This window comes from Rhodanobacter sp. C01 (assembly GCF_002001045.1).
Taxonomy (GTDB): domain Bacteria; phylum Pseudomonadota; class Gammaproteobacteria; order Xanthomonadales; family Rhodanobacteraceae; genus Rhodanobacter.
In genome coordinates this window covers 67323-93449 of record NZ_MUNR01000005.1, presented here as the reverse complement: position 1 = coordinate 93449, position 26127 = coordinate 67323, and the positions used below count along the sequence as shown (strand labels likewise).

Below are 26127 nucleotides of genomic sequence, written 5' to 3'. Positions count from 1 at the left end.
GGGTGGTCTCGTGTCCGTAGATTCAATACGAAGAAAATGTCCTTGCAACCTTTGTCACGGCCGACCAGCCTGTCGTCAGAGTTTGGTGGTGCCCTTGCGCAGCCAGTCGTCGATCAGCGATTTCTCGTAACGCAGCGGATCCTGATCGCTGGCGGAAATCTGGTTGAGAAAAGCCGGATTGCGCAGCTTGCGGCTACCCTCACTCAACACCTTGCCGTCGGCACCGTACAAGGTGAAGTCCAGGTCGATGCGTGGCGGATAGATGTCCTTGATGATGCGCACGTCGTCGAAGCGGGGGCCGCGCCAAGGCTCGTATTCGCCGGCACGGGCGACATCGGTCACCTCGATGTCCAGCCGTTGGCCCGGCGCGAGGATGCGCGAGGCACGCTGGGCGATGTAGTCCTTGAGCGGCTTCAGATACGCGCTGGTGTCGATCAGGTGCGGCCCGGAACTGCGCATGACCTCGGTGAAGTGCTGCGGATCCTTGTAGCGGACCTCGACGTTGTCCGGCGGTGTCGCTGCCTGCGCCATGACGAAAGCGAGGGTCATGCAGGCAGCGCACAGCAGGCGCGGAAGCAGGGAAGATTTCATGGCGGACCTCCCGGAACGGTACAGGGCAGCGGCCACCGCGGGCGCGCGTGGCTGCGGTGCAATCGCGGGAACAAGTATACGTCTGGCCGTAATGGGCAGTCAGGCAGGAGCCGCCACCATCAAGCTCCACCTGATCCGCCCTGTCTTTGCATGCATGCTTCGCTGATGCGTCAGGCTTTCCGCAAAAGCCTGCGCATCAACGAAGCATGAAAGAACCCGACGCCGTTTTCGGCCGCCCGCGTCTGCCTCACGGCTTGGCGGCGGCTTTGCTCGGCAACGGCTCCAGGTTGAAATCGATCGTGCTGACCTTGCGGTCCAGGCCCTGGATCACTTCGCCCGTGAGGTCGTTGTCCATGTTGCCGCCCAGCACCGCATCGCGGTTCAACAGCAGCCCGCAGTGATGGCTCTTGTAGGCATCGGCGGCGACCGGTTGCGCATCCTGGCCAATCGTCTGCATGGCCTTGGCGCGGGTCAGCTGGATACGCTGATCGAGCTCGTCCGCCTGCTCCTGGAAAGCCTGCGAACGCATCTGCAGGGCTTCACCCTGCTGGCTGCGTTGCGTCTCGCTCATCGATGCGGCCTTCTCCCGGAAACTCTGCACTTCCGCCTGCAGCGGCTTGCCCTGGGCGTCCAGTTGCGAGCGGGCCTGGGTCGCCAGCTGGTTCAGCCGCTGACTCGCCGCCTGGCCGACCTTGGCCTGCGCGAAAACCGCCTCGCGCGACAGCATGCACACGCCCGGTACGGCATTGCCGCCAAGGGGATCGGTGGCAGCCCGGGCGGAAGACACGGGAGCGATGGAAAGACCGGCTGCGACGATCAGCGCGGCGGTGAAGCATGAGCGATGCATATTCATGTTGGGTGTCCGGTTGCCTGAAATACCTGAGGATAAGCGAACGCGCCCAGGCATGACAGTTACCCCGCAACGGGTGGATCACGCATGGCCATCCTGTTAGTTCTCATACCCCTATAACGTCACTACTTTGCAGGCATGGGCGCCTGGGGCACGGTGGCGCATCCACACAACAGGAAACCCCCATGCGCATTTTCCTCACCGGAGCGACCGGCTTCATCGGCTCCAAAGTGGTACCGGAATTGCTCGCCGCCGGCCATCAGGTGCTCGGCATGACGCGCTCGGATGCCGGCGCCAAGGCACTCGCAGCCGCCGGAGCGGACGTGCATCGCGGGGAATTGGAGGACCTCGACAGCCTGCGCAGCGGTGCAGCGCAGGCCGATGCGGTGATCCACACCGCGTTCAACCACAACTTCGCCAACTTCGTCGCGAACTGCGAAAAGGATCGCCAGGCGATCAAGGCATTGGGCTCGGCCCTGATCGGCTCGAACCGCCCGTTGCTGATCACCTCCGGAACCGGCATGGGCAGTGCCAGCCACGGCCAGCCCGCACTCGAATCCATCTTCAATCTCGATCACCCGAACCCGCGCTCCGCATCGGAACTGGCAGGCGCGGAAATGTCGGCGGCCGGCGTCAATGTGTCGGTCGTGCGGCTGCCGCAGGTACATGACACGGTCAAGCAGGGATTGATCAGCCCGTTGATCGAAGTGACCCGCGCCAAGGGCGTCTCCGCGTACGTCGGCGACGGGCTCAACCGCTGGCCCGCCGCACATGTGCTCGATGTGGCCCGGCTGTACCGACTGGCGCTGGAAAGGAACGAACCGGGTGCGCGTTATCACGCGGTCGCCGAGCAAGGCATCTCGGCGCGCGACATCGCCGAGGCCATCGGCGCCGGCCTGAACGTGCCGGTGAAATCGATCACCCGCGAGGAAGCCGCCGATCACTTCGGCTGGCTTGGCATGTTCGCCGACATGGACATGCTGGCGTCGAGCGCCTGGACGCGGCAGGTGCTCGACTGGCATCCGACGGGGCCGGGGCTGATCGCGGATCTTGAGCATATGGACTATTCCGGCAGCAGTACGCATACGTGATCGCTGCCTTTTGAAAATTGCGACAATCGAATCGTGGCGCAGCACATGGGACGCTTATCCGCGCCACGTTTTCCTCCCGAGAACGGGACGGAGACAATGGTCCCGAATTAATTGCCTCCGCCCTCTTTGGCAGTCGCGATGCCGGCACGACTAGCGCCGCGGGTCGCGCTCCTGCTAAAAAGAAGCTGCGGTCACGCCATGGGGGAGTGTTCCGTCGCGGCGCAGGATTGGCCGCATGGCATCGGAACGCATGCTGGCATCGCGCATGAACTGTTGGTCATTGCTGGCGCCGTCGCCGTCTACGGCATGCGCCATGTTGCCGTGGATCACCTGCTTCGCACCGTGGAACCTGTGTCGATGAATGCCGGTGACGGTCAGGCTGACGACAGCACTCCGCTGGCGACTCCGGGTTGGTCGATGACGCCGCCACCTCTTCCACCACCACTGCCGCCGCTGCCGTTGCCATATACGCCAGCCGGAGCAGCGACGCCGATTCGACGTGGCTATGTGGCAGCGCACTGGCACGGGGATCTCTCGCTGGCGCTGAGCTACTGGGTCAACTTGATGCTGGTGACGCTCATCGCCCGCATCCTGCTTGCCGGGCTGGGCGCGCTCGACTGGCAGCGTCACCCCATGAGTTGGGCGATCGCCGTCACCGTGACCGCCGTCTTGACCTGCCTCCTGATCAACGTGTGGCAGTACGTTGGTCTCTGGCGCGCCGCCGAACGCAGCGGCAGCGGCTGGGGCGTGGTCGCACGGATCATCGTGGTGGTCGGCTGCATCGCCGGTTGTTTCGGCATGCATACCAATGTCCGGGTGCTGACCAACATGGCGCACGCCGCCGCGGAGCAGCGAACCTGGAATGACTTCCGCATCGGCGTGTCGCCCGACGGCAACGCCATCGACGCCACCGGCAGCATGGGCGTGGGCTTCGCCGATCAGATCGAGCAGGCCTTCACGGATCATCCCGGCATCCACATGCTGCGCATCGCCAGTCGCGGCGGCAGTGTCAGCGAGGGCGTCGACCTGCACGATTTCCTGCACGCCCATCGAAACATCACGGTGGAGGCGGACGGCATGTGCGCCAGCGCTTGCACGCTCGCCTTCATCGGCGCCAACCAGCGCTGGGCTAGCCCGCAGGCGTGGTTCGGCTTCCACCAGATGCGCTCGCTGCTGGTGACAGCCCGCTCGGTCGACTACGTGACCACGCAGCAGGACGGCTTCAAGCACGAGCTGCTCGCCCTCGGTGCCAGCCCCGACTTCGTCCGGCTCGCGTTCGCCAAACAGGGCAACGACGTCTACATCCCCGACAACGCGGAGCTGTTCGACAATCACATCATCACCGCGATCGACGCCAACGGGCAGCGCTGGCAAGCCGATGCGTGGCAAAGCGAACAGTTCCTGCAGGCACTGCGCCACGACCCGCATGGCCAGGCGCTGGCGCAGGCGTTCGACCGGATCGCCGTGGTGCAACCGACGATTTACCAGAACTGGTTGCAAGGCAATCTGGCCGTGCCGCCGAATCCGCGCAGTGCCGCCGCGAGACGGCGCAACGACAATTTCTGGCATGCGCTCGACACCGCGCGCGCGCGCCAGCTCGAATATGCCTCGGCGCAGGACGTGCACCGCTATGCGCTGAGCGAGCAACAAACACTGCAGTTGTTGCAGCAGCGATTGTCGCCGTCCGCCTGCGGCCGCTACGCCAGCGGCATCGCCATCAGCCTTGGCAACCAGACCGGCGCGTTCAAGGCTGCCGTCGGGCCCGGCTATCTCGCCCTGTTCTCCGGCAGCGACACCGTCCAGTTGCCGCCCACTGCATGGCGCGCCAGCCTGACCGCCGCCTTGCGCCAGCATCAGGCGGAACACTGGACCCCGCACGGTGAACTGGCCGACGAAGCCCATTGGTCGGCCGACTGCAACCGGCAACTGGCCACGCTGGATCAACTGCTGAATGCTCCCGGCGCCGCCGGCGACCTGGCGCTGCGTGCTTATCTGCGGGTGCGTTGAGTCATGCGCCTCGCTTAAAGAAAGCACGGCCCGGCTGTCGATGCTGGTACCCGTGCAAAAAGGGAGCGACCCTCTTGGCCCCACGGCCCGCGGGATGGCCGTGGCGTAACGGTGCCCGGCTCACTTGATGTGACATTCAGCACATGGTCGGCGCCAGGTCGAGGCCGACAATGGGGCGAAGCAGGCATGACGCGATCCGCAAGACATTCGCCTGAGTCGAGCTGTTCAGCAGAAATGTGAGCCGTGGCGGTATCCAGGTTCGATGTGGCTGGCGCTGCTTTCCCATCACCCTCGTCCTGGAGTCCGCACAGACATGGCCGACGAGCATTCACCCACCGGCTTTTCGCGCCGGAGATTCCTCAAGACGGCTTCCCTGCTTGCCGTGTACGGTCAGGCACTTCCTCTGCTTGCGGCAAACGCCACGCCACATGCCACGAAGGCAAGCGCACCGACGGACCTGCTGGAAGAGTTCGCCTATGGCGATGTGCAGCTTGCACCCGGCCTGGCGCGCGCGCAGTTCGAGCATACGCAAGGCGTGATGCTGCGCATGAACGTGGATTCGCTGCTCAAGCCCTACCGCCTGCGTGCCGGACTGGCGGCACCGGGCCCCGAGATGGGCGGCTGGTACGACGCAGTATCCGATGAGGTCAGGGCGGCCAACAAGGACCCTTACGGCGGGCACGGTTTTGCGCCCGGACATGCCTTCGGCCAGTGGATTTCCGCGCTGGCCCGCGGTTACGCGGCTTCGGGCGATCCGGCAGCCAAGGCCAAGGTCGAGACCATCCTCGCGGGCTACCGGCCGGCGATCTCGGGGCGCTTCTACGCCAACTTTCCCTACCCCGCCTACAACTACGACAAGATCGTCTGCGGACTGATCGACGCGCATTCGTACTGCGGCACGGCATCGGCCTTTTCGCTGCTGCAACGCACGACCGACGTCGCCGAGCCGCACCTGCCGCCACGGGCGCTCGATCGCGGCGACCCGCAGAAGCACTGGCGGCAGTCCATCGGCGAAAGCTCCTCGGGCTGGTACCTGATGGACGAAAGCTACACGCTTGGCGAGAATCTGTTTCTCGCATGGCAGCGCAAGGCGGGGGAGCGCTACCTGCCGCTGGCGCAGCGGTTCCTGCTCGACGACATGTTCTTCGCGCCACTGGCCGCTGGCAACAACGTGCTGCCGAACCATCACGCCTACAGCTATGCCAACGCGCTCAACTCGGCGGCACAAGCCTACGTGGCCACCGGCAGCCGCATGCATCTGGATGCGGCGCGCAACGGGTTCGCGATGATTGCGGCGCAGAGCTTCGCCACCGGCGGCTGGGGGCCGGAAGAATATTTCCGCAAGCCCGACAGCGACGATCTCTACACCACGTTGACCACCACCCATCGCGGGTTCGAGACGCCATGCGGCAGCTACGCCCACCTGAAGCTCGCCCGCTATCTGTTGCGCATTACCCGTGACGGCCGTTACGGCGACAGCATGGAGCAGGTCTTCCTCAACACTGTGCTCGGTGCCCGGCACCTGCAGGACGACGGCCACGCGTTCTACTACTCCGATTACAACTTCAAGGGCGCGCGCACGTATTTCCCGGATCGCTGGCCGTGCTGCTCCGGCACGCTGCCGCAGGTGGCCGCGGACTATCACGTGCTGATCTACTTCCGCGACCCCGCGGGGGTGTACGTGAACCTCTATACACCGTCCACCGGCCACTGGATCGACGACACCGGCACACGGCTGGCGCTCACGCAAAGCGGCGACTACGCCAATGACGGTCGCGTGCACCTGGACCTCAAGGCCAGCCGCAGCGCGCGCTTCCGCCTGCGCCTGCGCATACCCGGCTGGTCGCTGCAGGGCGAAGGCCGGCCGCAGATCCGCATCAACGGCACCACGGTGCCTGTGGATGCAGAATCCGGCTTCGCCGTCATCGAACGCACCTGGAAAGATGGCGACCGCGTCGAACTCGCGTTGCCCATGACGGTGCGCCTGGTTCCGATCAACGCGCATCACCCCGACGTGGTGGCCTTGATGCGCGGACCGCAGGTGCTGTTTGCCCTGGCCGAACGGCCAAGACTGGGCCGCGGGCAACTGCTAGGAGTGAAGCGGCGCAGCGACGGGTTGTGGCAGGCGGGCGACGTGCGCTTCGCCCCGTTCACCGCGATTCATGGCGTGCCCTACAGCACTTACATCGAGCTCGCCTGAGGGTAGATGCATACGCGCCGTGGGCAGCAAACAAGCACAGGACTCGTTACGCGTGCGGGAGGGCTTACGCTTGCGCCAAACCCTGGAACAGCAACTGGCGCAGATAGATGGATTAACGCTGAGCAACGCGGCGGCTGCCGCCATCCTCAACGTGTTACCGCGATCAACACGCAGCCGTCCGCTTGAACGAATCGTCAAGCCCCACTTTGCGATTGCACGGTCTTGCCGAGGCAAATGCTGGTTGGATCGTTGATGTGCTCTCCAAACGCCGGAATACGCTTGAACCCATATTTCTCGTAGAGGGCTATGGCTTGAGGTTGACGATTGCCCGTTTCGAGCCATATGGCGTCATAGCCGAGCCGAACTGCGTGGGACTCTAACGCACGGAGAACTGCCAAGGCCAAGCCATTGCCGCGCGCTGCGCGTGTGACAAATACTCTGCGGATTTCGGCGACGTTATCTGATAACGGGCGTAACGCGCCACAGGCGACGGGCCTGCCACTTATCTGCGCGAGCAGATAGATGCCTCGCGGCGGTGTTGGCTCGTTTGTTGGCCAAGGGGCATTGGGAGACGAGGACTCGGGATAAAGCTTGCGGGCTTCAACTGCTGCTTCGCGAAGTAACGCAAGCGCCTCTGACCCCAGCGGATTGACTTCGATGACCGATAATTTTGCAGCGAGTTCGGTCATGGGGCCTAACGTTCGACATGAGCGGCGGACTCAAGCGCAGCTTGAGGTCCGCTTGATGGAGGGGTTAGATATTCACGCCGGAGGAGCGCAAATTGCAGCAGGTCGTGGTGTTCGCCGAGCCAGAACCCCGCCTCCCGCATGTGGCCCTCCTGAACGAACCCCAGCGCGCGCAGGAGCTTGAGGGACGCAGCATTGTCCGGATGAATTTGTGCCTCGACACGGTTCAGCCCCATCTGCTCGAACCCCCACGCCAACACTGCGGACAATGCCTCCAGCATGAAGCCTGCACCACGCGCAGATCGGGCGAGCTCGTACCCGACGATGCAGCTCCTCCACCCACGGTTCCATTTGAACAGGCCGCATGAACCCAGGAGCTGATTGTCCAACTTTCTCTGGATACCCCAGCGTGTTCCGGGGTTGGGCATCTGACGCCAGGCAGCGAAGGTTTCGACGAGCCTTTCTGCCTGCTGAAGATCCGTAAGCGGATCTGTGCCGAACCAGCGCATCGCCTCGGTGTCGCCGTGAATATCAAACAAGGCCGTAGCGTCGGTCGCGACGATCTCGCGCAAAAGCAATCGCTCGGTTTCGAGTGTGGGGAAGTCGCTCATTGAGTACCTAACGCTTGAATTTAGCGGCGCGCGTAGCGCGTCCGCTGGAATGACTTCTCAGGCCGCACACGCCTACCGCATGACCCGAGCGCCGCTTAGTCCAGGAATCTCCATGTATTGGCACCATCCAGTCTCCGAACACGAGTTGACTCAGCCACGGACGGGTCAAAGTTGCGGAAGTTAACGCCCATTCTGCTGCTAATGCGACCGATGGGTTGCCAGTGTGTTACGCAACCACAGGTAGCGCATCTACAGAGCGCAAGGCACTTGTCACCCCAAACGTAACGCTCGATCGCGCCTCTGCGGGCCACGATCTTCACTCTGCTCTTGTCGTAGTAGCCCCACAACCCGGCGTGGCGACGGCAGATTGAACAGTTGCAGCTCGTGAGGCGCCGTGGTTTACGTTCGACCTGGATCTTCACTGCTCCGCAATGGCATGAACCTGTGAGCATGGTACTGCCCTCTTTGTGCCGCCTGACGGCTGAGTCAAGCGGCGCCGGAGGCATCCGCCTTGAATGAATTGTCAGGCGGAAATATACGAAATCGCATACGCCAACCACATTGCAGCCACTAGAAAGCAGCCAGCCAGGAAAACAGGAAACCTGTGCATGACTTTGTTATAGGTACATTGAATGGCGCTGTGAACCATGCGCAAGGCAACGAATAGCCAAGCACATGCAGGCAGCCAGATGGGTATGTGGTTGGTCGCAATGGCCGTAAGACAGAGCACATAGAAGACGACCGGAAGCTCGAACAAGTGGTTGAAATTGTCTGATGCCCGAGAGTCTTCAAGGCGTTGCGACCTGTGGAGGGAAAGCGCCACCGATTGAGGGTGAATCCGTCTGGCCCGCATATCCTTGATGCGGACGTGGAACATGCGGATGCCAACAACGAAGGTGAGCATCACCAGGGTGGTACAAGCTGCAACAAGGTGTTGAGTCAGACTCACAAGGAACCCTCCATTGCCATTCAACGAGGGAGTCAGGCGACGGCAAAGCCGTTCGCCTTGAACGAATTGTTGGACCACATATGCGTGCTCAGCCCGTATATGGCCCCTTGACCTCACCCCAACCCCATTTTGGCATGGGTGCATCCTGGTCCGCCGTAGCACCCGGCTGCGAATTGATCACTGCCAAGCGAGAACCCCACTCCAAATAGCCGACCAACGCAGAGCGGAACTCGGGATCATCCGGCATGCCAAGCTCGTCTGCTGTTTCCAGCAGCAGACCTACCCAGCGTCGCCTCTGATCCTGACTCAGGTGACGGTTGAGATGCTGCCGAATCATGTGCGGATGACCGCCGTGCAGCCTGGAGTAAGTGTCTGGGCCGCCAAGGACTTCTGCTAGAAAAGCAGCGACGTGACTCGGATGATCCGCGCTCATGTGCGCGAAGACCGGCCCTAACAAAGAGTCAGCCTTGACGTGCTCGTAGAACCGTGTGGTCAGGCGAGTAAGTGCATCAATGCCGCCGAGCCATTCGTAGAGGGTGGGAACGCGTTGATTTGACATGGCGACCTGATCGTTGAGATGTGGTCCAACGCCTGAATTAAGCCTCGCGGCTTAGTGAAGGCAAAACAGTGGCAAGCTTCTTTCTGACACTATTTTGCGGGAACGAAGCGGTGCCTGCTTGAAGGAATTGTCAAGCGGCCGCCGGCTGGTGCCCGCACCAGGCCTGCCGCCGCCCAACGCCTGAGCCGGAACACTACTCCGGCAGGTTCGAACGAATTAGGTTCGCGGTTTCAGTAAGTTGCTTGGCAGAAACTTGAACTCGCTCTCGACGCTGCGCGTCTCCGCCTGGATCGTGTGAGGCACCCCTTTTGCGTCCGGCGCCATCGAATGTTGCGAGTTGCGGCGGGCCTATACCCCAATCACTTCCCTTCTGCCGAGGCACGACATGGAAATGGAAGTGCGGTGTTTCCTGTCCGCTAAACACCCCGTTGTTCTGGAACGTAAGTATTCCGAGGGGTCGATAAGTCTTGACGAGCGCCTCTGCGACTCTCTTGGCCGAAACCATGATGGCCCCGCACTCCTGGTCAGAAAGATCGAGCAGCGTTGCGACATGCCGGCGTGTGATGACGCAGCACTGGCCAACTTCGAATTGCCACGGATTGATCACGGTCAATGTATGTTCGCTTTCGTCTATGACCTTCCATCTTTCTTCGCGACCTGCCACACAAAGGTCGCACGGATCTCTTATGGGAAGTTCGATCATCTGCCATCTCCGATTAAGCTGGTTTGCCCCAGGCGGCCTACCGCTGGAGTCAAGCGGTGGCGAAGCCGTCCGCGTTGGACGAGTAGTTAGGTGCTCTGCTCGAGGGCCACAGATCTGACCATGACGATATCTCGTTGAGGATCGCCGCCAAGAGGGAATGTGTGCTCACCCGCCTCCACGAACCCCAACTTCTTGTAGAACGAGATGGCCTTTGGGTTGCGCTCCCAGACACCGAGCCACAATGCATCTGACCCGTGTTGCCTGATTTGATCGATGCAAACCTTCATGAGCTCCTGCGCGACGCCCTTGCCATGCCAGTCTTCGACAACGTAGAGGCGTTGAATCTCCCCCGAACTTTTTGCCGAAACACAGTCAGGAGCCTCTCCCCAGCGCAGTTGGGCATAACCAATCAATTTGCCTTCGTTCTCGCTCACCAAGGTAACCATTCCAGGATCAGTGATCTCGGCCGCTTGAATCTGTTCGCTATAGCTAGTTCGGCAATGAAGCTCCATGTGTTCGGCTGTATTCACTGCACCAAAGGTTGCCCTAAATGTGGCCTCAGCCATCTCGGAGAGCGCCTTGGCGTCACCAATGTGAGCTTTTCGTACGGTTGGCACCAATACCTCCAAAGAGCATCTGACAACAGAGTTAAAAGGCCGCGTAGCCGTCCGCCTCGAGCGAGTGGTTAGGCGGCACCTGGCGGTGCTCTCATGACTTGCCGGCACGCTTGAGGATTGCCTTTGAGTCTTCGAAACCAACGGGAACCGATGTGTGCTCGTGCACTACACGCAGGACATCGCCGCTTGTTTTGAGCACCCAGCTGATTCGATTTTGCATGGAGTGGATGTCTTGACCTTGCGCCGATATTCCAGTGTAGGTCGCGACGGCGCTCATCGCCGCAAAGCCTGGGGAATCGATGATCTTCACATCGTCGAATGCGACGCGGCATTTTTCGTCTTGGAGCGAGGAGAACCAACCCTCAATCGCAACTCGCCATGCAGCTGCTCCCTCATAGGTCCAGACACCCCACGTGTCGAATACCCGAACGTCGGAATCGTACAAGTGCATAAATGCATCAACTTCCTTGACCAACACAGCTGATTTGTAGGTCTCGAGTGCACGCAAGACCATTTTTTCGGTGTCACTCATCTCGATCTCCATCAGCTCTGGACAGGGCGCCAGTCTATTCCGCCCATATGAGAGGGACGTTTGGCCACGGAATAAAGGGGTCAGAGTGAGCTGGCCCGCTTGGCAGGCTACGCATCAGAACCAGTAGTCGGCAACGCAACGGCCATCGCGCGGCAAGTCTTCGTACGTGTCGAAACCGTCGAAGTGATCGATGGGAATCTTCGCCACGGCGTCGGGCTCGGCCAGGCGGAGGTTGACGGCGGTGCGGCGACGCCCCGCCGCATCCGTCTCGAGGCCGCGCCAGCAAACGACGCAGCCGCATGCCGGACAGAAGTGGAACTCGATCGCCTTGCCGCGGACATAGGCCTGCGTGTGTCCCGTGACGCGAATGCCTTCATCCACGTAGTCGTAGGCCCAGAGTGCGCCGTAGCGGCGGCAGACCGTACAGTTGCAGGCCGTGGCCCCATCGGGCTGGCCATCGAGCTGCCATCGCACTGCGCCGCAGTGGCATGAGCCTTCGATCATGGTTGCTTCCCGTGACTTGGGCCCATGATAAATGAAGCTGCCACGTCACCGGCACACGCTGCCTATCGGCACGAGGTTGACGGTGGTGGAGCTGCACCATTTCCGAATGCTTTGTTCATCTCGCCAGGAATCCGCCCGACCTCGGCATCATGGAGTACGTGACCGCCTGCCCGTCATTTGTCTCACCGGCTGCTCAGGCGCTGGAGCTGATGCCGGCGGATACGGCGAAGGAACTCCAAGACCGAGCGAAAAGGAACTGGCGACATGTCATCACGTGAAATGTCGATGCTGCCTTTGAGCGCAACTATCGGGCCATCAACTTGTGCTCGACCCCACCAACACGGTGGATCACCTTGCCGTCCACGCTCAAGCCGAACGACTGGGTAAAGCTTTGGCTCGGTGTGTCAGGCAGCAGGCTGTACATGCTGTTGGCGGCCTCCACCGTGCGGAACGTCCAGTCCACGCACGCCGGCTCGGTATTCAGCACCGACATCAGGTTGGAGGCGGTGTAGGTCATGGTGCCTGCGCCGGAGGCGAGCGTGGTGGTGGCGCCGTTGATGTCACCCACGAAGTTGACCTGAAAGGCGACGATGGGCGCCAGGTTCTCGGCGGGTTGATCGCTCAGCGAAATGGTTTTGTTGCCGATGGTATGGCCGTGGTTGTCGATCACCACATAGGTCGCTCCGGTGATGTTGTCGGCCGCGTCGTTCAACAAGGTGATGATGATCTGGTACCCGGCGGGCAGCGTATTGGTCGGCAGGTTGGCCAGCCAGGGCTGAATGTTGATCAACGGCTCCTGCTTGTCATGAAAGTTGCACACCACACACGTCAGGCTGGGCGAACTGTTGTTCGGAATGAGCAGCACCACGTACTGCTGTGCACCGACGTAATCGCCCCTGGCCGAGTACGCGTTGATCTGGAAACCGAAGCCGTTGGTGCCGGTGATGTCGGTGTCCACGATGATGTGCACCGAGAGTCCCCGCAGGTGGTTGCACGAGGTGAACACCGGAAGCCCGGGACCCACGCGGATCTTCTCCTTGCTGACAGCGCCTTTCGACACCAACTGGGCGGGGCTGTACAGGAAGTAGTTCGAATTGCTGCCCAGGCCTTGCGCCGGGATGGCCGCATACGGGCCGCCACTGTTGAGCGCCGCGCCAATGCCCTTGCTGCCGAAACTTCCCCAGCCCCAGTTCGGCGAAATGGGTTTGGGGTAGCCGGCATCCACCGTGCCCGCCCCTTCGTCGGCGCGCGTGACCCGGATGTACTGGTCGCCGGAGAAGAAATAGCAACGCGACCCGCTGTACAGCGCAGCATCGATTCCATTCGCGCCGAACGAGCCCCAACCCCACACCGAGATCGGCCGCGGATAGCCGGCATCCACTGTGCCCGGGCCAGTTTCGCCGCGCGTCACGCGAATGTATTCCTTGCCCGAAAAGAAATAGCACTTCGAGTTGCTGTACAGCGCCGCATCGATGCCATTGGTGCCAAACGTACCCCAGCCCCAGTTGGGTGCGATCGGCCGCGGGTAACCCGGATCGATCGTGCCCGGCCCGGTCACCCCGCGCGTCACGCGTATGTAGTCCTTGCCCGAAAAGAAATAGCACTTCGAGCCGCTATACAACGCCGCGTCGATACCGTTGGCGCCGAACGAACCCCAGCCCCAGTTCGGTGAAATGGTCCGCGGATAGCCGGCGTCCACGACGCCCGGCCCCGTATCGTCGCGAGTGACGCGGATATATTGATTGCCAGCAAAGAAATAGTCGTACACGGCAGCTCTCCAGGAGGGGTGCATGACCCGTCACGAGCAGCGTTCCGCTGGCGTGGCGGATCGTGTGATGCGAAGGACAAACTTCAACAGCGCGCACGTGACGTGCGAGACATCGCGGAGCCTAGCGCCGTGCCAGGGCCAACTCCATAACACGCAAGCGCTAGGCGTCGGCCGCAAAGGGCCTACTTCCTAGGCGTTTGTGCTTAGACCTTTTGATTGGCCAGGGGTGCAGCGAACGCATTGTTCGCGCCGTCGATAACACCACGCCTCATCCGCTTCGCGTCCGCGCAGCACGCTGACCCCTGTGGCGTTATCGGCAGTGCTGCAACTGGGCGCCGTACTCGCGCGCGAGATTGTCGACCGCTTCGGCGGTCTGCAGCAGATGGCGGTCGTGCTGCCACTGACCGCTGCGGTAACCGCCAATGCCTTCGTGGTAGGCCAGGTACAGATGCCTTGGATCCCACTTGGAGATGCCCAACTCGCGATGGATGCGGTCGGTGTACCAGCCAAGGAAATCGAGCGAGTTGTTCATGTTCTTGCGGCTCTTGAACCAGCGGCCGTTCGCTTTCAGATACTCCTGCCACACCGGGTCCTGCGCCTGCGCATAGCCATAGGCGCTGGAGCGGCGCGGCAGCGGGATGAACAGGAAGTGCGGCCGGGCCGGTTGAGCCTTCTCGCGGAAGTCGGATTCCCGCTGCACGAACGCCATCAGCACATTGACCGGAGTACCCCAACGCTTCTGCGCCGCCTGGGCATCGCGGTACCAGCTTGGGTACTGGTCGAAGACCTGGCAGATGCTCTGGCTGTTACGGGGCGGCGCGGTGGCACACCCACTCAAGGCCAGCAGGCTGATAGCTAAAAAGGCCACGCCGAGACGACGAGCGGTCGTGGCGCTCCATGCTCTGATCATGGTTGCAGGGTAGCAGCCGATGGGGCCTGCAGTGGAGCGGGTGTTGCGGAAAATATTCCCTACGCCTTTGTGCTGCGACGAGTTGCGGGGCTCAGGCCCCGAATGCAGCCATGAAAGCCATCTAACCACGCCGCAAAATGAACCTGAAGACTCATGTCGCCGCCTCCTGTCGCTGGGCGACGCTCGAAACTGTGGTAGTTACGAACGTACCGCCCAGCGACAGGAGGCGGCGACATGAGTCTTCAGAGTGAGCTGGCCCTGTTTTTCGCCGGGAAGGGATGGTTTTTTGGAGGCTGACAACGGTTATAGTGCTAGTGGAGACTTTCTCTTCTGATGATGGGTCTGAATACCATCACGTTCTTAAAGGCTGTAAGAGGAGGAAATCCCATATTCGTTCATGGCGGACGGCTACATCGCCGCTTAAATTTAGCATTAGGCAGCTTGTGAAGCTTCAATCCCACTCATGGCGGCAGTCTGGTTCCATAATGCTCTGGCGATACGTGGAGAATCGACGCAATTTTCCAGGCTGGAATTTCACTGCTAATGTCGAAGGCTGCGCTTCGCTCATCGCCTTGTTGGATGCATTCACTAAGGACGACATCCCGGTATCACGCACGCTTACCATTACTGCACCGACGCCAGCGGCCCTGGCTAATGTAAACAACCGATCGGCTGCTTCAGTAGCGCCGGTTAAGCTTCGCATGTCATTTTCGGCAGTCTTGTCGAAATGGGCCTTTTCCGAGTCAATCGACCCTGCAGAATTTTCCATTGGCGCCGAGTGGTTGCCACTGTTCCGACAGGCTATTGCTGACATTCATGCTGGCAAAGACGACTATTCCATTGGCCCATCAGGCAGTAGCATGCTATGGGTCTGGCGGCAGCCAGCTGCTTAATAAATCGTTCAAAGCAAAGCGGCGTGCTTAACTCGGACGTACTCGGTGGCAACAATTGGAACTTCGGTGTCAAATACAATCTAGAGACAAAGACGTTTACGACTTTGGGCTCAACGGCGCCGTTTGATGCGCTGAAGCGCCCATTCATTCGTCCAAGCCGGCCGCTGCGAGGCGGTGACGGATTAACTGAAGCGTTGGTCAACAGGCAAATATGTCTTATTTCAAGATAATGCTTTCGGGTACAGGAATATCCTTTCCGTTTGAGGGAAGTACAGCCCTTGCAATTGGGTTCTTCACGACGCGGTTTGTAAAAGCTGCGACTCGTTCAGAGGCACAAGAGCTTGCTAAAGAAATGGTGCTCGACGAATGGCGTCAAGGGGGTATCTACGCCGCTGAAAATCGCGGTAAAATCCCCTCACTGGTCATCGAAAGTGTCTCTTCTACGGGCACCCTTACGGGGATGTTCAAGCACAAAGTGGCAGGCTATACATTTTACCTCGGCGATTAAGCCTATCTAACTATTCGCTCAGACTGGTGTCTTCAGCACTCCCCAAGTTGGCGCCCATTTTGAGTGTTAGCAGGGCATAAGGGGCTTGAGGTGGCCATTTTCATGCTTCGCAGCTCATCGCGTTAGCGTACTTCAACGATCAGTGCCAGCTTATTCATGCGCTACCAAAATGACCCTGCTCGAACCTTGAATTTCCGGGTAGCATGTTTGATGGCTCGGGGTGCTGACGATCTTCTCGGCTGCCGAGTGGAGTCTCAGCGTGCCATGCGTAACTATCTCCGTCGAGAGGCGAACAGTCAGCTTCATGCAGCGGTCGCCTACATGGTCCCGTTCCGGGAGGCGTCCTGAACATTATATTGGCGGATAGTGCCAAGAGCCGATTTAGCGTATTGGTCTGTGTAATGGACTAATTACCAGGAATCATAGGGCAGCTGCTGATCCTTGACTTTTCCAGGTGATGATGGAGCCTCAGTTTGCTTTGCTGTCGTTTGCTTTCCTGAAATAGTTTTGCCAGTAAATAAACTGCTTACCCACGCCTTTTCATTATTCCAGCGCTCCTCATCATCAGCCGTTGCAGGCCGAGGCACTGGATCGGGTATATATGCAGCATATTTCTCGAGTTTCTCGAAATCGTCAGCCGTAGCAGCAGAAATTATCGACAATTCTCCCCAAAAAGTATGCCCCGTAACATCCTCAGACTGATAATGAGGCAAGCCTTTCGATCCGTCATCAAGATCGTGACCTGGGTCCCTCTTTATTCTAGTTGGATCGTTAGCTGCGCTCTCAATTTCGTGTGCAAGCTGCCGTCTCGGGGCCACTACATTTTTACCCGCCCTTCTCGCGATCACAGCCTCTTCCTTGGATAAGGCAGCCAGTTTTCGCATGCCTGTAGCAGTCAGCTCAACTAAATAAGCAATTTTCCCTGCACGACCATCCGGGTCAACATTTAAGATAGGGTTATTATTTGCATAATCATATCGATTGAAATTGAACGCATTGCCTGCGGCAGGTGCCTCTTGATCTTCGCTGATAAATCGTCCCACACTCGGGTCGTAGTACCGGGCCTGCATATAGACCAAGCCGGACTCCGGGTCATTCACATGGCCCGTGTACCCTGGCCCATTCGGTGGCGTGCCTAGCGCCTGACTGCCATAAGGCATGTAGTCGTAGGTCGCGGTAATGTTGCCATTGGCATCGGCTTCGGCCAGCGGCGTGCCCTGCGGATCGGTGTAGACGTAGGTCACCGAGTTTGCCAGGGCTGGGACCTGATTGAAGATCAGGAGAAGCAACCCCAATCCGAACTTCCATGCATGCTTCATATCCGTGCCCTCAGTTCGCACTCAACGCAACAGTGACCCAGTCCGAACAACCTGCGCTGTTGCAGGCATTCAGATTGAAGGTTCCCGGCTTGATGTTTGTCGTAACCAGGTAGCTGGTAGCCGGCCCGTTATATGTCAGTTGAATCATGCCAGGCACCTGGAGCTCATACTTGCTGGCTCCAGGCACAGCATCCCATTCGGCGGTATACGTGGTAGCCCCCGTAGAGCTAACACCACTTACGATTCTTGCATTCGTCGGGGCAGCCGGAATGCCGACGGCAATCATGCCAATGCTGCTCCAAGGTCCACACCCCACAGCATTGCATGCCTGTACTTGATAACCGTAGCCACCCCCGCCCTTGCCGGTTGCATTCCAGCTTGTAGCACTACCATTTTGTACGTTAGTCCACTGGCCATTGCCAAGGGCGATGCCATGGGGTAGCGCGATGGTGTACTGATTTTCCTGCAAGACGTAGTAGGTGGTTGCCGGTACAACGCTCCAGTTGATGGTGTAGCTGCCGCTAGGGCTTGCCGACGGCACGGTTATGAACGGAGCTGATGCAGGAGGCAACGGAATGCTCTCGTGGGCAATCTGCTTTGATCCCAAGTAGATAAAGTTAACGTCCACCGCTGCGGCAGGTTGATGCTGGAACATCAACTGGCCACCATGGTTATAGAACGAATATATCGAGCTCCCGTCTACCAGCGTCTTGGTGGTTCGGCGCCCCGATGCGTCGTACTGATAGCTGCCATAACCTTGAATCAGGGTCAGCTGATCCTTCTGGTCAAATACCAATGAGTTAGCGTTGCGGCCGATCTCGTTACCGCGGTTGTCGTAGCCGAAGCTATCGAGGGTGCTGCCTGCCTGCGTGATGGATTGCAGCCGATTGGTGGGGTCATAGTTGTAAACCAACGTCTGGCCAGCTGACACTCGTGTGCGCAAATTGTTGAGCGGGTCGTACTGGTACGACTCGGTACCCCACAGACCGGGCGCCACAGCGCTGATCAGGCGATTGAGACCGTCGTAGCCGAAGGTCTTGGTACGCGGCCCGTTAGCCAGATCGTTGACGTGAGTGATGTTGCCATCGGGATCGTAGAGCAGGTCCTCACTCAGGTTGGTGCCACCGGCTGTGCCATAGGTGAAATTGCTCAGCAGTTGACGTGCGTTCTGCTCGGTTACATAGGCGGTACCGTTGCCGAAAACAAACTGTTTGACCTGACCGTTGGGCCAGTAGCCGATGGCGCTAGCGTAGCCTCCTACTTGGGTAGCGCGCCCCAATGCATCCGGCGCATAACTAACATTTTCGCCATTTGGGTAACGTATGAGACTCACGCTCCCATAGGCATCATGGGCATATCCCAAGGTCCACGCATTCTGACTGACCACTTGCAAGCTCTCGCCCGTCAGCATGCCGCGGAAATTGTAGGTACCGCCCCAGGTACTAGTTCCGGAGATAGCTGAATCCATGTCCCCCACCGCCGTGTAATGGTATTGCGTGCTCTGCGTTCCAGTCGGCGGCACGACGGTCCAGAGCCGGTTGGTGGGGTAATAAGTGAAGGTGGTCTTGGCCGTGTCGGCCACTTGGTCCTGCCCGCAGCCCATCCCGCTGATGCTCAGCCCGGCCGCGCTCCACTGCAGGTTATTGGCGCCGTCATAACCCATCACCGTATTGGCGCTTTCCGGCTCCGTGGTGCGACACAACCGGTGATAGTTGTCATAGGTGAGCGTCTTGGTCACGCTGTCGGTCTCGGTGCCGTTGTAAGGACCGGACTGGGTGATGGACAAGGGGTTGCCGTAGACATCACGGTTGATGACTTGGGTAGTAAGGTTGGGGTTGAATGCACCGGCTACCTGCACCTTGATCGGGGCGTTGTACGACGGCTCATCGAACACCTGGTAATAGGTCGTTGAGACGTTGCTATTAGGGTCGGTGACCTTCTTGCCGGCGCCCGACAGGTACGACATGGTTGTGGTCAGCGTACCCAGCTCAGAGTCTCGTTGAATTTGGCTCACGCGGCCCAACGTGTCATACGTCGTGCTCGTGCCGCTAGTGATCGCCGATAGATCGGGTGCACCGCCGATCGGATAAGAGGCAAAGGTGGTGAGTCCGCGCCAGTCGTAACTGTTCGCACTGGTAATATCCGAACCGGTCGTGCCGGCAATCGAAGAGTCGCTGAGCAGAGGCCGCAACATGGCATCAAAATACGTCACCTCGGTGGCATTGCCGGTACTCACGGTGCGCCGCCAGTGGCCGCTTGAGATACCGCGCTCGGCCGCGGTGATGTAGGCGAAGGCAAAGGTCTTTGGCAACCATGCCACTTCATCGCCCGTGGGGTAGATGATCTGGTAGGGCCACCCCGAAGAGGTATAGCTGTATTGGGTGGTATGGCTGGCCTGGTCGGTGACCGAGATGATCTCGCCGTAATCATCCACAGTAGCCGACTGGCTGGTGTTATCCGGATAACCGATGAGCTGCGGAATGCCGCGGTAGTAGTTGCCCAGGGTCGTGGTCTGGTTATTGCCGTCGGTGAAGCTGGCCAACTGGCCAGCCGCTGGCTGGCCGGCCGGAAAGTAGGTATAGCTCAAAAGCGGTTCGCCAAAGCGCGACTGCGACTTCATCAACGCGGTCGCCGGATCGTAAACGCGCTGAATCTCGGTTTCGCCGGTCTGCATGTTGACAACCTGCTGGATTTGACCAAGCACCCAGTGCATGAGGTCGTCGTAGTAGGTTGTCTGATCCTCCAACGCGACTTGGCCGGCTACGTTGTTGTATTTGTTGACCTGGTTCGGTCGTGCAAAGACATCGAAGGCCACATTCTGGTGCGTGTAGGTATCGCCGTCCTGCACCGTGACTGTCGACACCACTGGGCGAAGACGCCCGACCATCGGGTTCTTGTAGTTACCTAACACCGATTGACCTACATTCGGAGGGAAGGCCTGATTCGCCACCTGATCTTCTGTCAGATAGGTGTTGGTAACGACTTTCTGGACTTGCCCGGAAAGCGAGTCCGTTTCTGTCTGCAGCAGCCACCCTTCATTGTTGGCGTAGCTGTCGCCAAAAGTGTATTTGACGATATCGCCCGGCTCGGTAACCGTCACTACCTTAGAGGGAGGGGCGATGCCACAACAACCCGGTGGAATGTACGTTTCGACATTCCCGTTGTACGGGCTAGACGCCGTGAAATAGGAGCCTTGTTCGGCGTAGGCATAAGTCCAGTTCAGCGCGGTCAGGCCCGCACCAGAAATCTGCTTTGAGACGAGCGTAAAGTTATCAAAGTAGTCGAAGACCGATTGATAGGAATGATCCGGATTACCATCCAAACAAGAATATGGCACGTCCGCACGATAGTGCCGCAGGTATTGGAAAGTGAACGTAACTTGGGCGCCAGATGGAGCACCGATGCTGTAGACGAATGCGCCCGTATTTGGAAAAGTGTCTAGCTCAGATTGGCACTGGCTCGGTTCGGGAGGGCCACCATGCAATACCTTGGTGGTTGCCAATGATCCCGACGCTATCGTGTAAGTCCATTTCGACGTATCTGGTCGTGTGACCGAAGACAATGCTCCGTTGGTATACCCATACGTCCAAGTGCGGCTGCCGGCCTTAGCGGAGGCCACCGTATTGCCCGACCAAGTCAAATCAATTTCTCGCCCGTCGTTGGCAGTAATACTGGTCAATTGGTCATTGTTGTATGTATAGGCGACCCAATTGCCGAAGCGATCCTCTACCCGGGTAGCAAGCAGGAATATGCGGTACCTTGGGTAGGAAATACCCGGAGGTACGCGTTGATCGTTGGTCGTAAAACCCATCTCTGGTGCGACACGCGTCACGGTCCAGCTAAAGGTATATTTCTCTCCGCTGGGCGATAGCGCGTAGAACGATTCACCAGCCATGCCGTACGTGCTGGCCAGACAGCCGAAGCGGTAATAACTCTTGGTGACCCATGGGTAGTTTTGGCCGTCCGCCACCGACGGCAACTTTGCCTCCGTATTGATCAACATCTCTTCGTCGATGCCATCCGGAACATGGACGAAATTGCCATCCCATAGCAGTTCAGAGTAGTAACCGTCGCTATTGGGCAGGCCAGGGTACGAAACGTAGGGCAACGTCGGATTGGAACAACGCGCAGTACTGAGGTTGCCGGAACTATCCGAAACCGTCCAGCCATTCTGCTGAGTAAAAGCACCCTCGATGTACGGCACGTCGACATCCCAGTCGTCCATACCTGAGAGTCTTCCCGGATCAATGCGTCGATCATTGATGACCAGACGTCGACGCAACTGTACCGGTAGCTTGCTGTTGCCCGGGAGGTCGATATCCGTGACGTCAAACTCGGTGGAGCCGTTGTAGAGACTGACCTGATCGCCGAACAGATCGGATTTGAGGGGGGTCACTTCCTGGGCAGCACGCAGGTGATTGCCGTATTCCTCATAGGGCTCGACACTACTTGTCTGCGCGTGGACTCCTGCAGAAATCATGAAAAGCAAGAACACCGACCAAACCAGTGGGCGTACTTTCATGAAACTCCCCGAATAGATGGTGTCTGCAGATCGCAGCAAAGCAATACCAAATGTGCCGCGCCATTTCGCGCCATGCGCAACGAAACGAACGTCGCTTTCCTTGATGCGCCACAACAGCCGATAAAAAGTTTTGTCTAGCAATTTGGCTAGATAACTTTCGCTGTTGCATGCCCATCTCAGTATTGAGTCATCAGCGTTCGCTGGCTCATTGCCGAGTACTTGGCCAGGAAGATGCGTCATTCCGGCGACACGACTATTTCGTCTTATCGCACTGCCCAAGGGCACTAGCCACAAGAGTATGGATCTGCCATACGAGAGCATGTTAGATCGGCAGCGAGGGGCCGACTTATTCGATGAGAGGGCTGTGTGAGCAGGACAAGACATCGGGGCACTCGTATCCGATCCGCCGTGGAAATCCTTTGCCATCGATGTCCCCTTTAGTAGTCGCGTACGCTGTCATCGCGTCGATGCCGACAGCACCGATTTTCGCTCAAACACGGTTCGACCCTTACATCCGTTCACACGAATGGTGAACGCCCCTTAGGCTGCTTTATAGCAAATTTGTGCCGATGGCAGATAGTGCGGCTTAATTTTTTGGAACCATGTGCGTCGAGATTCTTGCAGAGCAGCACGTGACGCTTGACCATTTGACACCTCCCAGAGGATTGCATGCAGGCATGCGTGCTAGAGCGTGACGCTCTTTAAGATCCGATCGTTCGCACACTGGATACTTTGGTCCATAGGTTTGCAGCTGTGGAAGTTCACAAGAAAATCGTTGATGTCATCGGCGTCGGATGCTTTGACGCCCGTCAGATGGATGTGGACGAAGGACGCGTTGGCATTGGCCTGATGCAGCAGGTCGAACTTGCCATTCGACTTCACATAGAGGCACTTTCCAATGGGGTCAGTCAGTTTGTAGTGCTTGACTTGAGGTGCGTTGAAGATGTCGTCTTGTGGGTTGTTGCCACTGTAAATTTCCGTTTTGACCTCAGCTCCGAGAGAGAGGCTATAAAGCACAAAGTCCGCCGGGATTTTCATGTCCAAGGCGTCATCGCTCGCGATCCCGAAAATAGATCTCGCGACGATCTGAGCGAATGTGCAGCGATAAAGCGCAAGAGCGCCGGGATGGAAAGGAGAGGAGCAGACACGCGAGGGTTTCATCTTTGGCGTGCCGGCGGGTGACGAAGCGTCGGCCGTGCTGCCGCTCGAGTCGCTCCATTTTTAGCGATCCAAAAAGCGTTTCACTGCAGGCAGCGTCCCAGCAGTTGCTACGCAGGCTCATCGACCGACTCGTTATGGTGCTCTATCACCTTTTCCCATTTCCAGATTAGCTAGTCGTAAGATATTGCGCATCTCTACTCCGGAGAGGGCGTTTATGAAGACTTGGATTGCAGTGGAGCTGATGCTGGCACTGGCGGCAGGCACGGTGGCGGCGAAAGACGTGCCCAAAGTTCCTGATATGCAGAGCGCGGACTTCTGTGCTTACCCGAATGACGTTGAAGAGCTCCTCAAAGCATGGGCAGAAACAACACTGAAGGACTTCGATTCCGCGCGACACGTCCACGTCTCGAAGCCTCGAAAGGAATGGGCGGTTGAGCAACAGCAGCCCATCTATCGCTGGTCCGTGCGTGCGACGATCACGCCAAGAATTCATAAGTCCGATCCTTATGCGTGACACCAAATCCTTGTACCTCCAACTAAGGAAACTATCCGCAGACATGGAGTTCAGCTATGGATGCTATCCATTCCAAAAGTGTATTCGTGTACGGACAAGTCAAACGCGCCCTGCGGTCAGGCCGCTACGCACCCGGGCAGCGGATCGATCCGGCCACGCTCGCGGCGGAGTTCCACACCAGTGCCACGCCGGTTCGATTCGCCCTGTACCGCTTGGTCGGCGAAGCGCTGGTCGTCGATCAGGCACGTGGCGGACTGCACGTACCGTTGCTCACCGAAGTCGCCATGCACGACCTCTACGACTGGATGGAACGCCTGTTGCTGATGGCATGCGATATCGGCGTTGCACCGGGAGCCCGCAAGACGGATCAGCTGGAGCTTGCGTCCGCCGATGACGATCCGGTCAAGCTGACGTGGCAGCTGTTCGACGCGATCGCCCGCGCGACAGCCCATCGGTCCCTGCACCATGCCGTGAAGCAGGCCAACGACCGGCTGGCGCCGATACGTCGGGCCAAGCAAGGATTGATCGAGCACGGCTTCGAAGAGCTTTCGGAGCTGTACCGGCATTGGCAGACACGCGACATGCCGGCCCTGAAGTCTGCACTACGCGACTATCACGAACGCCGGAAGCGACTCGTCCCGCGCATCGTGGCGTTGCTGAGTGACCACAGCGATTACCTTCACTAGGCAGCCTCTGGTCCAGTGTCCACGTGGGTCATCGTGTTGCGGGAAAGACATTGGATGACCGGCATCTGCCGTTGAAGAGCGCCTCCCGCCTGCACGTGAATAACAGTGAGGCGCGTTGATCAGGCCGCCCCAGCGCACGTCGGCTGAGTGCACCGGAGCGAATGCATCACCCGACCGGTCTTCGATGATCGGACACCGGCAAATTTGACCGCCTCCCCGGGGAAGCTGGAGGGCGGCTTCCGACGGCGGACTCAACCGATCATCACCACAAAGCCATCCAGCAGCGTCTTGAGACCAAACTCAAAGAGTTCATCGAGGCGAAGCTCGTAACCGGGATCAAGATTACCTATCAAGGCGGCGAAAGCAGGATAGCGGCCCGACGTAACAAGGTTCGAAAGCGACGTTGCCTGTGCAGCCATCCAGGCGTCGTCGGACAAACCGGTAGCTGCTTCCTCCTGTGTCCGGCGCTCCAGGTGAATGGCAATACCGTGCACATAGCTGTAGAGCAGTACGTGCAAGTGCATGACGGTGGCTGGATCAAGCCGACATGGGGCCAGCGCATCAAATACGGTCTCTGCGTGCGCCATCAGATTGGGCAGCAACAACGGACGGGTCAGTGCATTGATATGCGCCAGCCAAGGATGCTTGGTGTACAGGCCCCATAGGGCGCGTGCGCTGAGCGTCAATTGTTCTCGCCAGTTCATCGCCATCTTCGGCGGTGGCGGTATTTCGCCGTAGGCCGTATCGGTCATCAGGAGAATAAGAGACTCTTTGCTATCCACGAATCGATACGGCGACATGGCGGCCACACCCAATTGCGCCGCAACACCGCGCATGGACATGGCGCTCAGTCCTTCGCGGTCGGCTATCTCTATAGCCGTGTGAATGACGCGCTCTCGCGTAAGGTCACGATCTGAAGAAACGTGCGGACTTGGACGGCGCTGCGGCTGCGGCTGCGGCTGTAGAGGTTTTGCCGTTGTAGCTACTACCGTGCCACTGCGCGCGCGCACTACGACCAGCCCCTCATGACGCAGAACGGTCAGTGCCTTCGCGGCTGTGGCTAATGCCACGTTCCATTCGCGTGCGAGCTCCCGGATTGACGGCAGTCGGTCACCCTGCCGCAGCTCATCGTTGGCCATACGCAGCTTGAGTGCCGCAACGATGCGCAAGTACGGAGGTTGGTCGACCGCGGACATGTCCTTTCACCCTTGAACTGATCTAGTACAGATGTCTCGTCAATTCTGGATCTGATCCAGCCTGATCGCCATATTGTCGGCGTATTTGGCCAGGGAGCAAACTTTAAATACAGCGTACATCTTCCACGCAACGCTCACATCCATCCAAGAGGAAGCACCGGTCATGGACAAAGAAGTTCAGGGATGGCCAAGGACGTCGCCCATACGACTCATTGGCGCCGGCAGCATTGCTGCGGGAATCATCGACCTCGCCTATGCCATCGTTTTCAACAGCCGCGCCGGCGTTCCCGCCATCGTCATTCCACAATCAATTGCCAGCGGCCTTCTTGGCATCAACGCATTTCGTGATGGCTGGGCATCGGCAGCACTTGGCGTAATGCTCCATTTCGGCATCCTCTTCGTGGCTGCAGGCAGCTACTTTCTCGCGAGTCGAAAGTTAGAGGCCCTGGTGATGCGACCGAAGACGTATGGCGCCCTTTTTGGCTTGGCCATTTATCTGTTCATGCATGCGATCGTTCTTCCGCTTTCAGCCGCACCCAAATTCAAGGTTACGCCCGCATCGGTAGTCGGCGACCTCATCGTCCATATCGCTTTGATTGGCCCGATTATCGCCTTGGCGGTTCAACGGTTCTATGTGAGGCGCCTGCCTGGCGCACCTCAAGCATGAGGTCATCGCCCTTGCGCGTTCCGATCGCCCGGATAGTTCCACTCGTGCGCATAGCTTCCGAAATTATCGATTTTCCAGACGGA

24 protein-coding genes and 1 pseudogene are annotated in these 26127 nt (G+C 59.0%); 7 read left to right on the top strand and 18 right to left on the bottom strand.

Annotated features, from left to right (window positions below; all coding sequences use genetic code 11):
- Window positions 1–75: 75 nt before the first annotated feature.
- Window positions 76–591 (bottom strand): DUF3016 domain-containing protein, encoded by a 516-nt coding sequence (locus tag B0E50_RS01800; RefSeq protein WP_077439374.1) that lies wholly within the window; start codon window positions 589–591, stop codon window positions 76–78.
- Window positions 592–838: 247 nt separating this feature from the next.
- Entirely contained in the window at window positions 839–1444 is a 606-nt protein-coding gene (locus tag B0E50_RS01795; protein WP_077439373.1) for an OmpH family outer membrane protein, read from the bottom strand.
- 182 nt (window positions 1445–1626) lie between these two features.
- On the opposite strand from B0E50_RS01795, the gene B0E50_RS01790 reads away from it, so the two are divergent.
- The 3 genes from B0E50_RS01790 to B0E50_RS01780 all read left to right on the top strand — a co-directional run bounded on the left by B0E50_RS01790 (window position 1627) and on the right by B0E50_RS01780 (window position 6739).
- A complete protein-coding gene (locus tag B0E50_RS01790) occupies window positions 1627–2532 on the top strand; it encodes an SDR family oxidoreductase (RefSeq protein ID WP_077439372.1) in 906 nt (301 codons plus the stop codon).
- A gap of 198 nt (window positions 2533–2730) precedes the next feature.
- A complete protein-coding gene (locus B0E50_RS01785; protein ID WP_077439371.1) occupies window positions 2731–4539 on the top strand; it encodes a hypothetical protein in 1809 nt (602 codons plus the stop codon).
- A 313-nt stretch (window positions 4540–4852) separates the two neighbouring features.
- Window positions 4853–6739, top strand: coding sequence for a beta-L-arabinofuranosidase domain-containing protein (locus tag B0E50_RS01780; RefSeq protein WP_077439370.1), 1887 nt, complete (start codon window positions 4853–4855; stop codon window positions 6737–6739).
- 194 nt (window positions 6740–6933) lie between these two features.
- Here B0E50_RS01780 and B0E50_RS01775 read toward each other — a convergent pair whose 3' ends face one another.
- The 11 genes from B0E50_RS01775 to B0E50_RS17810 form a co-directional block, all read right to left on the bottom strand.
- Window positions 6934–7428 carry a GNAT family N-acetyltransferase gene (locus B0E50_RS01775; RefSeq protein WP_077439369.1) on the bottom strand — a complete coding sequence of 165 codons (495 nt, stop codon included), beginning with the start codon at window positions 7426–7428 and terminating at the stop codon, window positions 6934–6936.
- A gap of 5 nt (window positions 7429–7433) precedes the next feature.
- Complete coding sequence (locus B0E50_RS01770; protein ID WP_077439368.1) at window positions 7434–8036, bottom strand: GNAT family protein; 603 nt, start codon at window positions 8034–8036, stop codon at window positions 7434–7436.
- Window positions 8037–8559: 523 nt separating this feature from the next.
- Complete coding sequence (locus B0E50_RS01760) at window positions 8560–8985, bottom strand: MAPEG family protein (protein ID WP_168170777.1); 426 nt, start codon at window positions 8983–8985, stop codon at window positions 8560–8562.
- Between the two features lie 88 nt (window positions 8986–9073).
- On the bottom strand, window positions 9074–9544 hold the full coding sequence (locus B0E50_RS01755; RefSeq protein WP_077439367.1) for a group II truncated hemoglobin: 471 nt from the start codon (window positions 9542–9544) through the stop codon (window positions 9074–9076).
- Between the two features lie 193 nt (window positions 9545–9737).
- The gene (locus B0E50_RS01750; RefSeq protein ID WP_077439366.1) at window positions 9738–10247 is read right to left on the bottom strand and encodes an HIT family protein; all 510 of its coding nucleotides are present in this window, start codon (window positions 10245–10247) and stop codon (window positions 9738–9740) included.
- A gap of 86 nt (window positions 10248–10333) precedes the next feature.
- Entirely contained in the window at window positions 10334–10864 is a 531-nt protein-coding gene (locus B0E50_RS01745; RefSeq protein WP_077439535.1) for a GNAT family N-acetyltransferase, read from the bottom strand.
- 91 nt (window positions 10865–10955) lie between these two features.
- Window positions 10956–11396, bottom strand: a complete 441-nt coding sequence (locus B0E50_RS01740) for a nuclear transport factor 2 family protein (RefSeq protein WP_168170776.1) — start codon at window positions 11394–11396, stop codon at window positions 10956–10958.
- A gap of 114 nt (window positions 11397–11510) precedes the next feature.
- Entirely contained in the window at window positions 11511–11900 is a 390-nt protein-coding gene (locus B0E50_RS01735) for a GFA family protein (protein WP_077439364.1), read from the bottom strand.
- A 304-nt stretch (window positions 11901–12204) separates the two neighbouring features.
- Window positions 12205–13668: a hemopexin repeat-containing protein gene (locus B0E50_RS01730; protein WP_168170775.1), complete on the bottom strand. Its 1464-nt coding sequence runs from the start codon at window positions 13666–13668 to the stop codon at window positions 12205–12207.
- Between the two features lie 310 nt (window positions 13669–13978).
- The gene (locus B0E50_RS01725; RefSeq protein WP_077439362.1) at window positions 13979–14578 is read right to left on the bottom strand and encodes a hypothetical protein; all 600 of its coding nucleotides are present in this window, start codon (window positions 14576–14578) and stop codon (window positions 13979–13981) included.
- 451 nt (window positions 14579–15029) lie between these two features.
- Window positions 15030–15347 carry a hypothetical protein gene (locus B0E50_RS17810; protein ID WP_139350717.1) on the bottom strand — a complete coding sequence of 106 codons (318 nt, stop codon included), beginning with the start codon at window positions 15345–15347 and terminating at the stop codon, window positions 15030–15032.
- Window positions 15348–15682: 335 nt separating this feature from the next.
- Here B0E50_RS17810 and B0E50_RS01715 point away from each other — a divergent pair, with 335 nt between their 5' ends.
- Window positions 15683–15979 carry a hypothetical protein gene (locus B0E50_RS01715; protein ID WP_077439361.1) on the top strand — a complete coding sequence of 99 codons (297 nt, stop codon included), beginning with the start codon at window positions 15683–15685 and terminating at the stop codon, window positions 15977–15979.
- A gap of 410 nt (window positions 15980–16389) precedes the next feature.
- Here the strand turns inward: B0E50_RS01715 and B0E50_RS01710 are convergent, their stop codons facing one another.
- The 4 genes and pseudogenes from B0E50_RS01710 to B0E50_RS18320 form a co-directional block, all read right to left on the bottom strand.
- The gene (locus B0E50_RS01710; protein WP_077439360.1) at window positions 16390–17298 is read right to left on the bottom strand and encodes an RHS repeat-associated core domain-containing protein; all 909 of its coding nucleotides are present in this window, start codon (window positions 17296–17298) and stop codon (window positions 16390–16392) included.
- A gap of 10 nt (window positions 17299–17308) precedes the next feature.
- Window positions 17309–22060 carry an RHS repeat protein gene (locus B0E50_RS01705; RefSeq protein WP_139350716.1) on the bottom strand — a complete coding sequence of 1584 codons (4752 nt, stop codon included), beginning with the start codon at window positions 22058–22060 and terminating at the stop codon, window positions 17309–17311.
- Between the two features lie 444 nt (window positions 22061–22504).
- On the bottom strand, window positions 22505–22981 hold the full coding sequence (locus B0E50_RS01700) for a hypothetical protein (protein WP_139350715.1): 477 nt from the start codon (window positions 22979–22981) through the stop codon (window positions 22505–22507).
- Window positions 22971–23105 (bottom strand): annotated as a pseudogene (locus B0E50_RS18320) (IS3 family transposase); the annotation flags it as partial. The gene B0E50_RS01700 and the pseudogene B0E50_RS18320, both read right to left, overlap by 11 nt.
- Before the next feature lie 90 nt (window positions 23106–23195).
- Between B0E50_RS18320 and B0E50_RS01690 the strand changes: the two are divergent.
- Complete coding sequence (locus B0E50_RS01690; protein ID WP_077439356.1) at window positions 23196–23495, top strand: hypothetical protein; 300 nt, start codon at window positions 23196–23198, stop codon at window positions 23493–23495.
- 56 nt (window positions 23496–23551) lie between these two features.
- Window positions 23552–24181: a GntR family transcriptional regulator gene (locus tag B0E50_RS01685; protein WP_174575014.1), complete on the top strand. Its 630-nt coding sequence runs from the start codon at window positions 23552–23554 to the stop codon at window positions 24179–24181.
- A 251-nt stretch (window positions 24182–24432) separates the two neighbouring features.
- On the opposite strand, the gene B0E50_RS01680 is transcribed toward B0E50_RS01685, so the two are convergent.
- Window positions 24433–25377 (bottom strand): TetR/AcrR family transcriptional regulator C-terminal domain-containing protein, encoded by a 945-nt coding sequence (locus B0E50_RS01680; protein WP_077439355.1) that lies wholly within the window; start codon window positions 25375–25377, stop codon window positions 24433–24435.
- A gap of 163 nt (window positions 25378–25540) precedes the next feature.
- On the opposite strand from B0E50_RS01680, the gene B0E50_RS01675 reads away from it, so the two are divergent.
- A complete protein-coding gene (locus B0E50_RS01675) occupies window positions 25541–26044 on the top strand; it encodes a hypothetical protein (RefSeq protein WP_077439354.1) in 504 nt (167 codons plus the stop codon).
- The last annotated feature ends 83 nt before the right edge of the window (window positions 26045–26127 follow it).

Coding starts and splice junctions, on each gene's coding strand:
- B0E50_RS01800 (WP_077439374.1), bottom strand. CDS start 591: ATGAAATCTTCCCTGCTTCCGCGCCTGCTGTGCGCTGCCTGCATGACC.
- B0E50_RS01795 (WP_077439373.1), bottom strand. CDS start 1,444: ATGAATATGCATCGCTCATGCTTCACCGCCGCGCTGATCGTCGCAGCC.
- B0E50_RS01790 (WP_077439372.1), top strand. CDS start 1,627: ATGCGCATTTTCCTCACCGGAGCGACCGGCTTCATCGGCTCCAAAGTG.
- B0E50_RS01785 (WP_077439371.1), top strand. CDS start 2,731: ATGGGGGAGTGTTCCGTCGCGGCGCAGGATTGGCCGCATGGCATCGGA.
- B0E50_RS01780 (WP_077439370.1), top strand. CDS start 4,853: ATGGCCGACGAGCATTCACCCACCGGCTTTTCGCGCCGGAGATTCCTC.
- B0E50_RS01775 (WP_077439369.1), bottom strand. CDS start 7,428: ATGACCGAACTCGCTGCAAAATTATCGGTCATCGAAGTCAATCCGCTG.
- B0E50_RS01770 (WP_077439368.1), bottom strand. CDS start 8,036: ATGAGCGACTTCCCCACACTCGAAACCGAGCGATTGCTTTTGCGCGAG.
- B0E50_RS01755 (WP_077439367.1), bottom strand. CDS start 9,544: ATGTCAAATCAACGCGTTCCCACCCTCTACGAATGGCTCGGCGGCATT.
- B0E50_RS01750 (WP_077439366.1), bottom strand. CDS start 10,247: ATGATCGAACTTCCCATAAGAGATCCGTGCGACCTTTGTGTGGCAGGT.
- B0E50_RS01740 (WP_168170776.1), bottom strand. CDS start 11,396: ATGAGTGACACCGAAAAAATGGTCTTGCGTGCACTCGAGACCTACAAA.
- B0E50_RS01735 (WP_077439364.1), bottom strand. CDS start 11,900: ATGATCGAAGGCTCATGCCACTGCGGCGCAGTGCGATGGCAGCTCGAT.
- B0E50_RS01725 (WP_077439362.1), bottom strand. CDS start 14,578: ATGATCAGAGCATGGAGCGCCACGACCGCTCGTCGTCTCGGCGTGGCC.
- B0E50_RS17810 (WP_139350717.1), bottom strand. CDS start 15,347: ATGGAAAATTCTGCAGGGTCGATTGACTCGGAAAAGGCCCATTTCGAC.
- B0E50_RS01715 (WP_077439361.1), top strand. CDS start 15,683: ATGTCTTATTTCAAGATAATGCTTTCGGGTACAGGAATATCCTTTCCG.
- B0E50_RS01710 (WP_077439360.1), bottom strand. CDS start 17,298: ATGAAGCATGCATGGAAGTTCGGATTGGGGTTGCTTCTCCTGATCTTC.
- B0E50_RS01705 (WP_139350716.1), bottom strand. CDS start 22,060: ATGACGCATCTTCCTGGCCAAGTACTCGGCAATGAGCCAGCGAACGCT.
- B0E50_RS01700 (WP_139350715.1), bottom strand. CDS start 22,981: ATGAAACCCTCGCGTGTCTGCTCCTCTCCTTTCCATCCCGGCGCTCTT.
- B0E50_RS01690 (WP_077439356.1), top strand. CDS start 23,196: ATGAAGACTTGGATTGCAGTGGAGCTGATGCTGGCACTGGCGGCAGGC.
- B0E50_RS01685 (WP_174575014.1), top strand. CDS start 23,552: ATGGATGCTATCCATTCCAAAAGTGTATTCGTGTACGGACAAGTCAAA.
- B0E50_RS01680 (WP_077439355.1), bottom strand. CDS start 25,377: ATGTCCGCGGTCGACCAACCTCCGTACTTGCGCATCGTTGCGGCACTC.
- B0E50_RS01675 (WP_077439354.1), top strand. CDS start 25,541: ATGGACAAAGAAGTTCAGGGATGGCCAAGGACGTCGCCCATACGACTC.